This is a genomic window from Methanosphaerula palustris E1-9c, from assembly GCF_000021965.1.
Classification (GTDB): Archaea; Halobacteriota; Methanomicrobia; order Methanomicrobiales; family Methanospirillaceae; genus Methanosphaerula; species Methanosphaerula palustris.
This window is the reverse complement of the sequence record NC_011832.1, coordinates 2055868-2068780: the sequence shown is the minus strand read 5'-3', so window position 1 is coordinate 2068780 and position 12913 is coordinate 2055868. Positions and strand designations below refer to the sequence as shown.

Here is a 12913-nt window from a genome sequence, read left to right as displayed (position 1 = left end):
ATAGTTATGGCGATCGTTACAGAGGGTCTCTCCCCGGAGCGGATATCCTCTGACAGAGAGAAACAGAGGATTGCATGGCTCTCAGTCATCTCGAACTCCTTTCTGGTGTTGATGAAGATCGTCGTCGGCACTGCCATCGGTTCGGTCAGTATCATATCAGAAGCGATCCACTCGGGGATCGATCTGGTGGCCGCGGTGATCGCCTTCTTTGCGGTCAGAAAATCGAGCGAACCCCCTGACAGTCTCCACCAGTTCGGCCATGGTAAGATCGAGGATCTCTCCGGGTTCATCGAGGCGATCCTGATCTTCGTCGCAGCCGCGATGATCATCCGCGAGGCCGTCATCAAACTGATGGGTGGCGGGGAGACGCTGCTGGTCGAGGGGATTGGCGCCGGCATGCTGGTGATGTTGATCTCCGGGATCGCTAACCTGTATGTCTCGAACCGGCTGATGAAGGTGGCGAAGAGGACTGAGTCCATCGCTCTGGCCAGCGATGCGATGCACCTGCGGACCGACGTCTACACATCGCTCGGTGTCTTTGTCGGGCTGATCCTGATCAAACTGACCGGGATCCTGATCCTCGATTCGGTGGTCGCGATCGTGGTGGCCTGCTTCATCATAAAAGCCGCCTATGACCTGACCACCCGGTCGCTCTCCGACCTCGTCGATCACCGGCTCTCCGATGGAGAAGAGGAGCAGATCCGGGGGATCATCGCCGGCCACTGCACCCAGTACGCAGATTTCCATGCCCTGCGAACCAGGAGGTCAGGCCCGGACCGGTTCATCGAGCTCCATCTCAGTGTCTCGAAGAATCAGACCGTCGAGAAAGGGCATGCCCTGGCCGATCACCTGGAGAAGGATCTCCGTAACGCCCTGCCCCGGTCGACGGTGACGATCCATGTCGAGCCCTGCGACGGCGAGTGCAGAAACTGTGACTCCCTCTGCAATGATCGGACGACAGACTACCGTTCGCAGGCCCCGGAAGAGGAGTAATAGGAGAAGACGCTCTGAGCGGCCTCGTGGGAGATCCGCTCGCCTACCAGGGTGATCAGGGTCTCGATGTCCTCATCCTGGACGCACCCGAGGCTTTCAGATCCGTCGAGGATATGGTCGACGAGGTATTGCAGGTCCTCGGTGTTCAATCGTCTGAGCCGCTCTTCGAAGTCTCGTTCATCGGCTGCGAAGTGGTTCGAAAGCGGGGGCAGGATCGACTGGAAGGCATGACCAGAGCCGGCACAGGTTGGTGATTCGTACTCTGGTGCCAGCACTTTTAAGATCTCCCAGTCCCGACTGTTCATTTCCCGTGGCATAATCTATTCCCTGGGGTACTACTCTGCCAGTCCCAGATAAGTACATGTCGGCATTGTTTCCCGGTGCCTTATTAACGATCGCCTCCTATTTCAGTACCAGATGCAGCGTACAAAAGCAGCCTCTCAGGCCCTGTATACCAAGGTCACCGAGGCGACCGTGAGTGCCTGCCGGAAGGCCGTGATTTACCTGCCGGAGGATGTGAAGCATGTGCTTAAAAAGGCCCGTAAAAAAAATGAACTCGACCCTGTAGCGCTGGGTGAACTGGAGAACATCCTTGATAACCTCGCCTGTGCGGAGAAGTATCAGGTGCCGCTCTGCCAGGACACCGGGGTGCTGGTGGTCTATATGACGATCCCCCCGACCGTCCCGCTGACCGAGGAACTCTATGATGCCGTTCGGGCAGGAGTCCGGAGGGCAACTGCTGAGGTTCCCCTCCGACCGAATGTGGTCGACCCAATCACCCGGGTGAACTCCGGGGATAACACTGGTGAGGGGATGCCGGCGATCCATGTCAGACCAGGGGCTACCCTCTCGATCACCGTCCTTCCGAAGGGGGCCGGCGCAGAGAATACCTCGCAGATCGCGATGCTCCTCCCCTCGCAGAAGGACCGGATCGAGGAGTTCGTCGTGAAGACGGTGCTGGAGGCCGGGAGCCGCCCCTGCCCGCCGCTGGTGATCGGCATCGGGATCGGCGGGACCTTTGATGAGGTTGCCGCCCTCGCGAAGGAGGCGTTGCTGCAGCCGATCGACCGAATGGACCTGTTTGAGCAGGGACTTTGCGATACACTGAACACGCTTGGTATCGGGCCGATGGGGCTCGGGGGGAAAACATCCGTCCTTGCTGTAAAAATGAAGAAGGGTGCCTGCCACACGGCCTCGCTGCCGGTGGCGGTGAACGTCCAGTGCTGGGCGAACCGGCGGGCGACCATCGTGGTGGAGGTCGACTGATGGTCGATCTCAGAACGCCGCTCGGGGACGAGTTCCTCTCCCTCGTAGCCGGCGACCGGGTCACGCTCTCGGGCATGGTCTATACAGCCCGCGACGAGGCACACCTCCGGATGATGGATGAGGGGATCCCGTTCGACCCGGTCGGGGCTGCGATCTACCACTGCGGACCAGTGATCAGTCATGACCGGGTGATCGCCGCAGGGCCGACCACCTCGGCACGGATGAACGACCTCTCCGGTTTTCTCCTCGATAAAGGGGTCCGGGTCCTGATCGGGAAGGGAGGTATGGGGTCGCAGGTGGTCGAACAGTTGCGGGGCCGGGGAGTATACCTCGCCTTCACCGGGGGCTGTGCCGCCCTTGCCGCCACTCATATGCACCTCACAGGGGTCTTCTATCCAGATCTTGGGATGGCCGAGGCGGTCTGGGCGATCGAACTCGATCACCTCCCGCTGGTCGTCGGGATCGACGCTGCCGGCGGAGACCTCTTCGCCGCGGTGGCCGCAGGGGCAGCCAGGCGGGCAGCCGCGCTGATCGGGGGTCGATGCGGAAGCAAGAGCGATGGAAGTATCTGAACCTTTTTTCATATCTGCGATGCAATAATGAGCAAGGGACCTGATCCATGAAACTGGTGATCGATCAAAACCGCTGCAAGGGATGCAATCTCTGTACGATGGTCTGTCCATATCGGATCTTTACGTCTGGAAAGAAGGCTAACTGGCGGGGGGTTCTGGTGCCTGATCTCGATCGGCCGGAGCGGTGCACCAACTGCCGGCTGCAGAAGATGTACGGACGGACACTCTGCGGCATGTGCCAGATGACCTGCCCTGACCAGGCGATCTCATGGGTCGACGAGAAGCCGAGCGAACCGCATAAGGTGGAGGTCGAGTTTTGACGAAGATTGAGTTTATGCAGGGAAACATCGCCTGTGCAGAGGGGGCGCTGGCGGCCGGGTGCCGCTTCTTTGGTGGTTACCCGATCACGCCGTCCACCGAGATCGCCGAGCATATGGCCCGGAAGCTTCCGAAGACCGGAGGGGTCTTCATCCAGATGGAGGACGAGCTCGGCTCGATGGCCTCGATCATCGGGGCTTCCTGGACCGGGGCGAAGGCGATGACCGCGACGAGCGGTCCGGGCTTCTCGCTGATGATGGAGAACATCGGCTACGCCGTGATGACCGAGACCCCGTGCGTGGTCGTGAATATCCAGCGAGGCGGCCCCTCCACCGGCCAGCCGACGATGACCGGGCAGGGGGATATGATGCAGGTCAGGTTCGGCTCGCACGGGGACTACAGCATCATCGCCCTCTCCCCGGCGAGCGTGCAGGAGATGTACGACCTGACCGTCCTGGCCTTCAACCTCTCCGAGGAGTTCCGGGTTCCGGTCTTTCTGATGGCCGACGAGGTGATCGGGCATATGCGGGAGCGGATTGAGATCCCGGATTCGGTCACGACCGTGACGAGAACACAACTTGCGGCGGATGCCCTCCCCTTCCATGCCGGCGAGAAGATGGTCCCCGGCTTCCCCACGTTTGGGGAAGGGCACGGGGCCCATGTGACCGGCCTCACCCATGATGAGCGTGGATATCCGGCGACCACAAACCCAGCCATCCATGCGGCGCTGGTCACCCGGCTCTGCCAGAAGGTGGAGTCGCAGCGTCACCGGATCGCCGAGTACGAGGTGATCAACCCCGACGCCGAGGTGGTCTTCATCTGTTACGGCTCCCCGGCACGGACTGTGCAACAGTTGGTGCAGGATCACCCTGAGGAGATGATCGGTGTTCTCCGGTTGAAGATGGTCTGGCCGTTCCCGGAAGAGGCCTTCGCCGAGTTCAAAGAGGCCAGGATCTTCCTGGTCCCAGAACTGAACCTCGGTCAGATCGCCCGCGAGGTCGAGCGGCATGTCTGTCAGCCGGTCAGGGCAATCGGCAAGATCGGCGGGGAACTGCATACGCCTGCAGAACTGGAAGCGGCCTTCCTGGCAGCAAAGGAGGAATTATGACCTTTATGGACTGGTACCGGCAGGACCGGCTTCCGCACATCTACTGTGCCGGCTGCGGCAACGGCACGATCATCAACTGCACCCTCGGGGCCGTCGAGGAGATGGGCTGGAAGAAGGAGGATACGGTCTTCGTCTCCGGGATCGGCTGCTCGTCCCGGGCGCCGGGGTACATCCAGACCGACTCGCTCCACACCACCCACGGTCGGGCGCTCGCGTTCGCCACCGGGGTGAAACTGGCCGCTCCACGGCTGCATGTGATCGTCTTCACCGGCGACGGCGATCTGGCCGCCATCGGCGGGAACCACTTCATCCATGCCTGCCGGCGGAACGTCGACATGACGGTGGTCTGCATGAACAACCAGATCTACGGGATGACTGGGGGGCAGGGCTCGCCGACGACACCCTGCGGGGCGCTCACTTCAACGACGCCGTACGGCGCCTGCGAGCCGGCCTTCGACCTGACCGAACTGGCCGTGGCAGCCGGGGCGAACTACGTGGCCCGCTGGACCACCTACCATGTCAAGGAGCTGACTCGTGCCATCAGGGTCGGGCTCGAGACCCCGGGCTTCTCATTCATCGAGGTGCGTGCCCAGTGTCCGACCAACTTCGGCCGGAAGAACAAACTGCGGGATGTGGCTGCGATGATCGATCAGATGAAGTCCCAGGCCCTGCTGAAACAGAAGTACGACCGGATGGTCGCCGAGGGAATCCCGATCCCGCCGGACAGTTTCGTGGTCGGCGAGATCGTTCATCGGCAGCGGACCGTCACCGGGGTGCACTGATGCGCCACGAAGTGAGGTTCTCGGGTTTCGGGGGCCAGGGGATCATCCTCTCAGCGGTGATCGTCGGACGGGCTGCGGTGATGTACGATCACACCTTTGCCGTTCAGACCCAGGTTTATGGCCCGGAGGCACGGGGCGGGGCCTCGATGAGTGCGGTCGTCATCGACGATCAGCAGATCCTGTACCCCAAGGTCGCGAACCCGGACCTCTTTGTGATCATGTCACAGGAAGGGTTCGAGAAGTATGGTGCTACTGCCCCCGAGGGGGCGACAATGCTGCTGGATGCAGGGCTCGTCCACAGCCGGCCTGCCTGCCGGTACATCGAGGTGCCGGCGACAGAGTCCGCACGGACGATCCTCGGGAAGACGATCTTCGCCAACATCGTGATGCTCGGCGCGCTGGTGGCTGCCACCGGCGTGGTCAGCAGGGACGCGATTGAACGTGCCGTCCTGGACAGTGTCCCGAAAGGAACCGAGGAATCGAACCTTCGGGCTTTGAGGCTGGGATTTGACTATGGATCAGGGGAACGATCAGAGGAACATGCATGAAACTGCGTGAATACGAAGCAAAGAGGATATTTGGTGCGGCAGGGATCCAGGTCCCGCGTGGGGTTGTGATCACGTCCCCTGAAGAGATAACGAGTGTTGCGATGCCCGCCGACAAGGTGGTGTTGAAGGCGCAGGTGGATGTCGGCGGCCGTGGAAAGGCCGGCGGGATATTGCTCTGTCCGGCAGCAGAAGCAACTGCAACGGCGACCGACCTCTTTGGACGGACGATCAAAGGATTGCCGGTGGACCAGGTGCTGGTCGAGGAGCAGCTCCCGATCACCCATGAATACTTCCTCTCGATCGCCATCGACCGGTCGACAAAACAGCCGATCCTTCTCTTTGCCGATGCCGGCGGGGTTGATATCGAGGCGACCGCAGCGGCCTCCTCAGATGCGATCCGGCGGGTCAATGTACCCCGGTTGATGACCGATCTGCCGGCGTTCGTGATCCGCGACCTGCTCGGTGATGCTCCGAAGGAACTGGGCACGGTCATCAACACCCTCTGGCATGTCTTCAACAACAAGGACGCCCTGCTCGCAGAGATCAATCCCCTGGTCACGACCACACGGGGGGTCTATGCGGCCGATGCCAAACTGATCATCGACGACAACGCCCTCTGGCGGCAGGGGATCACCCAGAACCGCGACCTGACGCCCCGGGAGCGTGAAGCAGAGCAGCATGGTTTCTCCTATGTCGAGCTCGACGGCTCCATCGGGGTGGTCGGGAACGGCGCCGGGCTGACGATGGCTACGCTGGATTTGATCGAGTATTATGAGGGGAAGGCCGCGAACTTCCTCGATGTCGGCGGGGGTGCAGACCAGGAACGGGTCCGGTTTGCGGTCCAGCTCCTCGCCGGCGCACCCCAGGTGCAGGTGATCATCGTGAACCTGCTCGGGGGAATCACCCGGTGTGATGAGGTGGCCAGGGGGATCATCAGTGCTGGGGTCTCCCAGCGGGTGATCGTCAGAATGGCGGGGACCAACGAAGCTGAGGGGAAGGCATTGCTTGCAGCACATGGATACCAGATGTATGAAAGTATGGACGAAGCGGTCGCCGCCGCCGTGGAGGCGACACGATGATCTATGGCGATAAATCCCTCGGCGTGATCGTGCAGGGTGCGACCGGCAAACAGGGGGCGTTTCACATCAACCTGATGAACGAGTACGCTCGTTCGGTCGGGGGCCGGGGGGTTGTGGCCGGGGTCACGCCTGGCAGGGGCGGCCAGGAGGTGCATGGAGTGCCGGTGTACAACAGCGTCCATGAGGCGCTCGCCGAGCACGATGCGACGGCCAGTGTCCTCTTCGTCCCGGGGAAGGCGGCGGGCGATTCGATCATGGAGGCGGCCTCGGCCGGCCTCGAACTCGTTGTCGCGATCACCGAGCATATCCCGGTCCACGATACGATGAAGGCGGTCGCCTATGCCAAACTGCATGACTGTGCCGTCATCGGTCCGAACTGTCCGGGCCTCCTCTCGCCCGGCGAGGTGAAACTCGGGATCATGCCGGCCCATCTCTTCACACGGGGGCATGTCGGCGTGATCTCACGCAGCGGGACCCTCACCTATGAGATCGTCGATGAACTGACCCGGGCCGGGATCGGCCAGAGCACGGTCGTCGGGATCGGGGGCGACCCGGTGATCGGGCAGACCTTCGTCGACCTGCTCGATCGGTTCGAAGAGGATCCCGAGACCAGGGCCGTCGTCCTGGTCGGAGAGGTCGGCGGTGCGCTCGAGCAGGAGGGGGCGGCATCCACCGACCTGCCGATCGTCGCCTACATCGCCGGGGTATCGGCCCCGCCAGACAAGCGGATGGGGCATGCCGGCGCTATCGTCGAAGGCGGTGAGGGGGATGCCGGGTCCAAGATCCGGCATCTGCAGAACCAGGGGGTGACGGTTGCCCAGAGGCCATCAGAGATCCCATGTCTCATCCGGAACCTGCTATGAGCACGGAGTTGATGCTCCGAAAGGGTATCGAACTCGCTGAAGCGATCCATGCCGTTGGGGTGATCGCTTTTCTGCCGCGAACCCCGTATTCTTCATCGGTCGAGGTCTTCTGGGCGGATGAGGGATATCTGGATATCTGGAAGGATCTGACGATGCATCAGGCTCTGGAGTCGGTCCGGCAGCATATCCGTGACGCTGCGGTTCAGGTCTCGCTGGAGAAAGATCTCACCGAAGGGACTCTTGTTGGCGTCTTTTCCCACGCGATCCTGGTTTATTCGATCGAGGAAGCGGCTGGGGTGATCGATCTGGAGTCATTCGGTTCGATCGTGCCGATGCCGGTGATGAAGGCTGCGCTCACGCTTGCAATGGAGATTGGGGCTGAAGGGCGGGAAGGAAGGGCCGTCGGAACGGCCTTCATCATTGGCGACGGCGATCTGATCCTGGCCAACTCGCACCAGTTGATCCTGAACCCCTACTGGGGGCATCCACGGGAGATCACCTCGGTTATGAAGCATGAAAACTGGGAATCGGTGAAAGAGTTCGCCCAGCTCGACGGGATCTTCGTACTCGACCGGGACGGATCTGTGCTCGCGGCAGGGCGGTATATGGACGTGGACTCACGTTCGGTCACGCTCCCAGGGGGCCTCGGCGGCCGGCACCGGGCAGTAGCTGCGATCACCAAACTGCTCCCGGTCGCAGGTATTATCATCTCCGAGAGCGGGGGTATTGTACGGCTCTATCGGGACGGGATCTGCCAGCTCTCGCTCCGGTCTGATGTCTCGATACCGCCATGATCCGACGGTTGTTCACATGGCTTCGTATACTGTCTCTCTGACTCCCTGTCAGTCCTATGACCTCGATGAGGTCAGGGCTGCTCTCACCACGGTCCTCGAACCCCTCGGTGGACTCGCTGCATTTGTTCACCCCGGAGATCGGGTGCTGATCAAACTGAACCTCCTCTCCTCGTACGATCCCTCCGCTGCAGTCACCACGAACCCGGCCCTGGTGCGGGCCGTGGTCGAGCAGGTGTATCAGATCGGGGCTATACCGCTGGTCGGGGACTCACCTGGCGGACGAAACACCCCGGCATCGTATCGGGCCCTGCTCAAACGGACCGGGATTGCGCAGGTGATCGAGGAGACCGGCTGCGAGTCCATCTTCTTCGATGATCAGACCGTCGACCGCTCCTCCGACCAGGCGAAGACGTTCCGTCGGTTCACGGTGGCTGCGGTGGTGGATCAGGTGGATGTGGTGATCACCCTTCCGAAACTGAAGACTCACCAGCTGACGGGGATGACCGGGGCCGTGAAGGTGCTGTACGGGTTCATCCCTGGGGTGAAGAAGGCGGCCTATCATCTCCATACCGGCAACAATATCGCGCAGTTCGCTGAGCTCCTCCTCGACCTCCACCAGGTCGTCCCCCCGACGCTGGTGATCATGGATGCAGTGGTCGGGATGGAGGGGAACGGCCCCTCGCATGGCACCCCCCGTGCGATCGGGTTGTTGTTCGCAGGGACGAGCTCGCCGGCGATCGACTTTGTGGCCGCGTCGGTGATCGGGTTCGATCCGCTCTGCCTTCCAACCGTCAAGGAGGCGGCAGATCGGGGTGTTGGGCCCTCTTCGTTCGATCAGATCGCCATCGCCGGCCCTGACCCGGCGCTCTTTACCATTGCAGACTTCAAAATGCCCTCCTCAATGAGCCTGGCGAGGGTTCCACCGTTCGTCCTCTCCTGTGCACGCAGAGTCCTCGGAACCAGGCCGGTGGTCGACCGGGCTCGGTGCACCCGGTGCGGCACCTGCCGCGACAACTGTCCGCCTGAGGCGATCACGATGAAGGTCGGGGACTATCCGATGATCGATCAGAGTCGATGCATCGCCTGCTTCTGCTGTCAGGAACTCTGCCCTGCCGGGGCTATCGAGGTGAAGAAGCCGCTGCTTCGGCGACTCATCGAACGGGCCTGACAAGGGTTGACAGCTGGGAGGTCCTGCATTTTTCGTTCAACCCGGGTTAACTCCTAGTACGTGGGGAACAGAGTGATCTGGAGGATCATGAAGACGATCTATTCACTTGCAATACTGCTGGTCCTGCTCTTTCTCTCAGCAGGGTGCACCAGTCAGGGGACCGATGCCAATCATACTGGAAATCAGACCGAAAACCAGACCGTTAATCAGTCAGAGACGGCGATCATCGGTTCATGGGTAGAGTCCGGAGACTCTCAGAACATTCTGATCCAGTTCCAGGAAAATGGAACTGCACAGATGCGGTTCCGTTCCACGGCAGGTTCGACCAACGATACCTTCGTCGACCGTATCGGACACTGGGAACAGACGGGGTCCAATGGTCTGGTGAACCTTTCATACCTGGGTCCGACCAGCAACGAGTCGCGGGTCCTGACCATGGCCGTCTTGAATAATGGGACCGCCCTGGTGAAGCGGGTGTATAACGGTACCCAGGAGACCACCAGTGCGAGCGGTCCAGACCTCAGTTTCAGGCGGGCGGAGTGGCCGTCACAGAGCTCTGCGCTCAGTCTCGATAACCCCCTCAAAAAATAATTTTTTTATTACCTCTGGTCCATACCCCCAGATCATCCCGTTCTCGAACACATTCTGCTCGATTTTGAGATCCACTGGATCGTTGTGATACATTGATGCGGGTTTTGATACCCGACTGAATTCTGGTTGAGAATGAAGTTCCAGAACGTGTTCATATCACGAGATCGATCGATAAATAAAGGGAAGTTAAGGTCAATTATTATCTTCTCTGGAATTCTGTCGTTATTGCACTCCTTATGATCCAGCAGAATGTGTTCAGGGGTTGAATTGCATTACTTTCCCATAATGATAAAATCAGTCATTTAACAGCCGAGGTGCAAAATATTAACAATTGTGAATTCATATAGTGTACAACCACCATCTCAGGGGACTATGCTCCCTGACTGCCCGGGAGAACACCCAGTAATGTATCAAAAGGATTACCTGAACGACAATGCCGGAAACAGATCGGAGTTCTTCAATGGTCATCATTGATAGACTACGGTTCATGGTTTTTTTTCAGGGATCCCTGATCGAGGTTCTATGACTTTTGATAATATCCGCAACGATTTCCCCCTTCTTTCTGAGGTATGCTACCTGGACAGTGCAGCCACGAGCCTCTCGCCGGAGCCGGTACTTGAGGCGATGCTTGAGTACGAGCACAAATACCGGGCAAATGCCGGCCGGGGGGTCCATCGGATCGCCCAGCAGGCCTCTCAGAAGTACAGGGATGCCCACCAGAAGGTTCGGAAATTCATTCATGCTCAGGAAGGTGAACTGGTCTTTACCCGTAACTCCACCGAGGCAATCAATACGGTTGCGTCAGGACTCGCGTGGCAGAAGGGAGATCAGGTAATTACCACACTCCTTGAACATCATAGTAATCTCCTTCCCTGGATGCGTCTTCGCAACCGTTATGGGATTGATCTCCAGCTCCTGACTCCTGCACGGGACGGCACCCTGGATCCGGCCGCCCTTGAGGCAATCATCACAAAGCAGACCCGGCTCGTTGCTATCAGTCAGGCTTCGAATGTACTGGGAAATGTCGTGCCCATCAGCGAGTTTGCAAAAATCTGCCAGAATTACGGGGCGCTTCTTCTCGTTGACGGGTCACAATCGGTCCCTCACATTCCGGTGGATGTGGAACGCTTAGGCTGTGATTTCCTCTGTTTCTCAGGGCACAAGATGCTCGGCCCCACCGGTACTGGAGTACTTTACATGAAGACTCCCTGCCTTGAACCCCTGCTTGTGGGTGGCGGGAGCGTGGAGCGGGTCACTGCCGAGGATTACACCCTCACCGACGGATATGAACGTTACGAGGCGGGAACCCCGAATATAGCGGGGGCTATCGGTCTCGCCCGTGCAGTCGATTACCTGAACGCGCTTGGTATGGAGAATATCCAGAACCACGAGCAGCAGATCACCCGGTATATCATCAAAAATCTTACCGGGATAGAGAACGTGGAGGTTTTTGGACCCGGGCCGGCAGGGAACCGGATCGGGGTCATCTCGTTTGCCGTCAAGGGGCTCAATCCCCATGACGTTGCTGTTATGCTTGACGGGGAGGCAAATGTGATGGTACGATCTGGTCATCACTGTTGCATGCCCCTTATGCAACTCCTGAACCTGACCGACGGCACGGTTCGGGCAAGTCTGCACTGCTATAACACGATCGAAGACGCGGAGCTGCTCGTGGACACCGTCAGGAAAATTGCTGGGGATTTTTAACATCTGACAATCGGGTGAAGAGGAGATGACTGGGTGACACTCACAGAAAAAGATGAAACCGGATCCGTTCTGGATTCCCAGAATTCGACGAAGAACCGTTACTGCCGCCAGATCATCCTTCCTGAGATTGGGACAGAGGGGCAACGCCGATTCAAAGAGAGCCGGGCAGTCATTGTGGGTCTTGGAGCAACAGGAAGTTCCGTGGCCAACTCACTGGTGCGGGCGGGTATCGGACAGGTAGTTTTGATCGATCGTGATCTGGTGGAGCTGCACAACCTGCAGCGGCAGATCCTGTACAGCGAGGAAGATCTGAACCGCCCAAAGGCTGTTGCCGCTGCTGAGATCCTGCGAAAGATCAATTCTTCCATTGAGATTGAGGCACATGTAACAGATTTCAACATATCAAATGCCGAAAAACTCCTATCAGGAGCGAACGTGGTTCTGGATGGAACCGACAACCTCCAGACCCGTTTCCTCATCAACGATATCTGCGTAAAGCATAGCATCCCCTGGATCTATGCCGGCGTTGTCGGGACCGGGGGCATGGTGATGCCCATCCTGCCGGGCAAAACTCCCTGTTTCCGGTGTCTCGTTCCTTCGCTTCCCGGACCCGGCCTGTTGCAGACGTGCGACATTGCAGGTGTCTTAAATACGATGCCTCCTCTCATCGCCTCTATTGAGTGTACCCTCGCTTACCAGATCCTGACGGGGCAGTTCGACCCGAAGGATGAGATCTCGTACATGGTATATATTGATGGATGGCGGAACACGTTCGATCGAGTGGCGGTTGGGAGACAACCAGACTGTCCGTGTTGCGTACAGGGTCAGAGGGATTTCCTGGATGCGGTCTCCCGGGAGATGGTAACATCACTCTGTGGGAGAGACGCGATCCAGATCATCCCCTCATCCCAGATGGAGATCACTCTTGAAGACCTTGAGATCCGTCTCTCCCGTCTTGGCGAGGTACGTCTCCACCCATACATGCTCACATTCCGGACCGGAACCGAAGAGATCTCAATATTCCGTGACGGAAGGGCGATCATCAAAGGAACCAAAGACGAGGCTATGGCCCGTTCCGTTTATGCACGGTACATAGGGCTCTAGATCAATTGCAGTGCCGGATC

The 12913-nt window shown here is 59.3% G+C and carries 15 protein-coding genes and 1 pseudogene; 14 read left to right on the top strand and 2 right to left on the bottom strand.

Going from position 1 to position 12913, the window contains the following annotated elements; all coding sequences use genetic code 11:
* Positions 1 to 6 precede the first annotated feature (6 nt).
* The gene (locus MPAL_RS09735; RefSeq protein ID WP_012618577.1) at positions 7 to 993 is read left to right on the top strand and encodes a cation diffusion facilitator family transporter; all 987 of its coding nucleotides are present in this window, start codon (positions 7 to 9) and stop codon (positions 991 to 993) included.
* Here MPAL_RS09735 and MPAL_RS09730 read toward each other — a convergent pair.
* The gene (locus tag MPAL_RS09730) at positions 963 to 1310 is read right to left on the bottom strand and encodes a hypothetical protein (protein WP_012618576.1); all 348 of its coding nucleotides are present in this window, start codon (positions 1308 to 1310) and stop codon (positions 963 to 965) included. The two genes, MPAL_RS09735 and MPAL_RS09730, sit on opposite strands and share 31 nt — an antisense overlap.
* Positions 1311 to 1410: 100 nt before the next feature.
* On the opposite strand from MPAL_RS09730, the gene MPAL_RS09725 reads away from it, so the two are divergent.
* The 11 genes from MPAL_RS09725 to MPAL_RS09675 all read left to right on the top strand — a co-directional run bounded on the left by MPAL_RS09725 (position 1411) and on the right by MPAL_RS09675 (position 10082).
* Positions 1411 to 2259 carry a fumarate hydratase gene (locus MPAL_RS09725; RefSeq protein ID WP_012618575.1) on the top strand — a complete coding sequence of 283 codons (849 nt, stop codon included), beginning with the start codon at positions 1411 to 1413 and terminating at the stop codon, positions 2257 to 2259.
* Positions 2259 to 2831 (top strand): fumarate hydratase C-terminal domain-containing protein, encoded by a 573-nt coding sequence (locus tag MPAL_RS09720; RefSeq protein WP_012618574.1) that lies wholly within the window; start codon positions 2259 to 2261, stop codon positions 2829 to 2831. Before MPAL_RS09725 ends, MPAL_RS09720 begins: the two co-directional genes overlap by 1 nt.
* 47 nt (positions 2832 to 2878) lie before the next feature.
* Entirely contained in the window at positions 2879 to 3151 is a 273-nt protein-coding gene (locus MPAL_RS09715) for a 4Fe-4S dicluster domain-containing protein (protein WP_012618573.1), read from the top strand.
* Positions 3148 to 4257 carry a 2-oxoacid:acceptor oxidoreductase subunit alpha gene (locus MPAL_RS09710; RefSeq protein ID WP_012618572.1) on the top strand — a complete coding sequence of 370 codons (1110 nt, stop codon included), beginning with the start codon at positions 3148 to 3150 and terminating at the stop codon, positions 4255 to 4257. Before MPAL_RS09715 ends, MPAL_RS09710 begins: the two co-directional genes overlap by 4 nt.
* Positions 4254 to 5039 carry a thiamine pyrophosphate-dependent enzyme gene (locus tag MPAL_RS09705; protein ID WP_012618571.1) on the top strand — a complete coding sequence of 262 codons (786 nt, stop codon included), beginning with the start codon at positions 4254 to 4256 and terminating at the stop codon, positions 5037 to 5039. Before MPAL_RS09710 ends, MPAL_RS09705 begins: the two co-directional genes overlap by 4 nt.
* Positions 5039 to 5587: a 2-oxoacid:acceptor oxidoreductase family protein gene (locus tag MPAL_RS09700; RefSeq protein WP_012618570.1), complete on the top strand. Its 549-nt coding sequence runs from the start codon at positions 5039 to 5041 to the stop codon at positions 5585 to 5587. The genes MPAL_RS09705 and MPAL_RS09700 overlap by 1 nt, the downstream gene beginning before the upstream one ends.
* A complete protein-coding gene (locus MPAL_RS09695; RefSeq protein WP_012618569.1) occupies positions 5584 to 6666 on the top strand; it encodes a succinate--CoA ligase subunit beta in 1083 nt (360 codons plus the stop codon). Before MPAL_RS09700 ends, MPAL_RS09695 begins: the two co-directional genes overlap by 4 nt.
* Positions 6663 to 7529, top strand: a complete 867-nt coding sequence (gene sucD / locus MPAL_RS09690; RefSeq protein WP_012618568.1) for a succinate--CoA ligase subunit alpha — start codon at positions 6663 to 6665, stop codon at positions 7527 to 7529. The genes MPAL_RS09695 and sucD overlap by 4 nt, the downstream gene beginning before the upstream one ends.
* Complete coding sequence (locus MPAL_RS09685) at positions 7526 to 8323, top strand: DNA integrity scanning protein DisA nucleotide-binding domain protein (protein WP_012618567.1); 798 nt, start codon at positions 7526 to 7528, stop codon at positions 8321 to 8323. The genes sucD and MPAL_RS09685 overlap by 4 nt, the downstream gene beginning before the upstream one ends.
* A gap of 16 nt (positions 8324 to 8339) precedes the next feature.
* Entirely contained in the window at positions 8340 to 9491 is a 1152-nt protein-coding gene (locus MPAL_RS09680; RefSeq protein ID WP_012618566.1) for a DUF362 domain-containing protein, read from the top strand.
* An 87-nt stretch (positions 9492 to 9578) separates the two neighbouring features.
* A complete protein-coding gene (locus MPAL_RS09675; protein WP_012618565.1) occupies positions 9579 to 10082 on the top strand; it encodes a hypothetical protein in 504 nt (167 codons plus the stop codon).
* A 25-nt stretch (positions 10083 to 10107) separates the two neighbouring features.
* On the opposite strand, the pseudogene MPAL_RS16975 reads toward MPAL_RS09675, so the two are convergent.
* Positions 10108 to 10206 (bottom strand): annotated as a pseudogene (locus MPAL_RS16975) (IS5/IS1182 family transposase); the annotation flags it as partial.
* Positions 10207 to 10604: 398 nt separating this feature from the next.
* Here MPAL_RS16975 and MPAL_RS09670 point away from each other — a divergent pair.
* Both MPAL_RS09670 and MPAL_RS09665 read left to right on the top strand, forming a co-directional pair.
* Positions 10605 to 11789, top strand: a complete 1185-nt coding sequence (locus MPAL_RS09670) for an aminotransferase class V-fold PLP-dependent enzyme (RefSeq protein ID WP_012618564.1) — start codon at positions 10605 to 10607, stop codon at positions 11787 to 11789.
* Positions 11790 to 11822: 33 nt separating this feature from the next.
* Positions 11823 to 12893, top strand: a complete 1071-nt coding sequence (locus tag MPAL_RS09665; RefSeq protein ID WP_012618563.1) for an NAD(P)H-binding protein — start codon at positions 11823 to 11825, stop codon at positions 12891 to 12893.
* Positions 12894 to 12913 lie beyond the last annotated feature (20 nt).

What these genes read in the sequence shown, in the direction of transcription:
- MPAL_RS09735 (WP_012618577.1), top strand. Translation starts at nt 7, where the DNA reads ATGGCGATCGTTACAGAGGGTCTCTCCCCGGAGCGGATATCCTCTGAC.
- MPAL_RS09730 (WP_012618576.1), bottom strand. Translation starts at nt 1,310, where the DNA reads ATGCCACGGGAAATGAACAGTCGGGACTGGGAGATCTTAAAAGTGCTG.
- MPAL_RS09725 (WP_012618575.1), top strand. Translation starts at nt 1,411, where the DNA reads ATGCAGCGTACAAAAGCAGCCTCTCAGGCCCTGTATACCAAGGTCACC.
- MPAL_RS09720 (WP_012618574.1), top strand. Translation starts at nt 2,259, where the DNA reads ATGGTCGATCTCAGAACGCCGCTCGGGGACGAGTTCCTCTCCCTCGTA.
- MPAL_RS09715 (WP_012618573.1), top strand. Translation starts at nt 2,879, where the DNA reads ATGAAACTGGTGATCGATCAAAACCGCTGCAAGGGATGCAATCTCTGT.
- MPAL_RS09705 (WP_012618571.1), top strand. Translation starts at nt 4,254, where the DNA reads ATGACCTTTATGGACTGGTACCGGCAGGACCGGCTTCCGCACATCTAC.
- MPAL_RS09700 (WP_012618570.1), top strand. Translation starts at nt 5,039, where the DNA reads ATGCGCCACGAAGTGAGGTTCTCGGGTTTCGGGGGCCAGGGGATCATC.
- MPAL_RS09695 (WP_012618569.1), top strand. Translation starts at nt 5,584, where the DNA reads ATGAAACTGCGTGAATACGAAGCAAAGAGGATATTTGGTGCGGCAGGG.
- sucD (WP_012618568.1), top strand. Translation starts at nt 6,663, where the DNA reads ATGATCTATGGCGATAAATCCCTCGGCGTGATCGTGCAGGGTGCGACC.
- MPAL_RS09685 (WP_012618567.1), top strand. Translation starts at nt 7,526, where the DNA reads ATGAGCACGGAGTTGATGCTCCGAAAGGGTATCGAACTCGCTGAAGCG.
- MPAL_RS09680 (WP_012618566.1), top strand. Translation starts at nt 8,340, where the DNA reads ATGGCTTCGTATACTGTCTCTCTGACTCCCTGTCAGTCCTATGACCTC.
- MPAL_RS09675 (WP_012618565.1), top strand. Translation starts at nt 9,579, where the DNA reads ATGAAGACGATCTATTCACTTGCAATACTGCTGGTCCTGCTCTTTCTC.
- MPAL_RS09670 (WP_012618564.1), top strand. Translation starts at nt 10,605, where the DNA reads ATGACTTTTGATAATATCCGCAACGATTTCCCCCTTCTTTCTGAGGTA.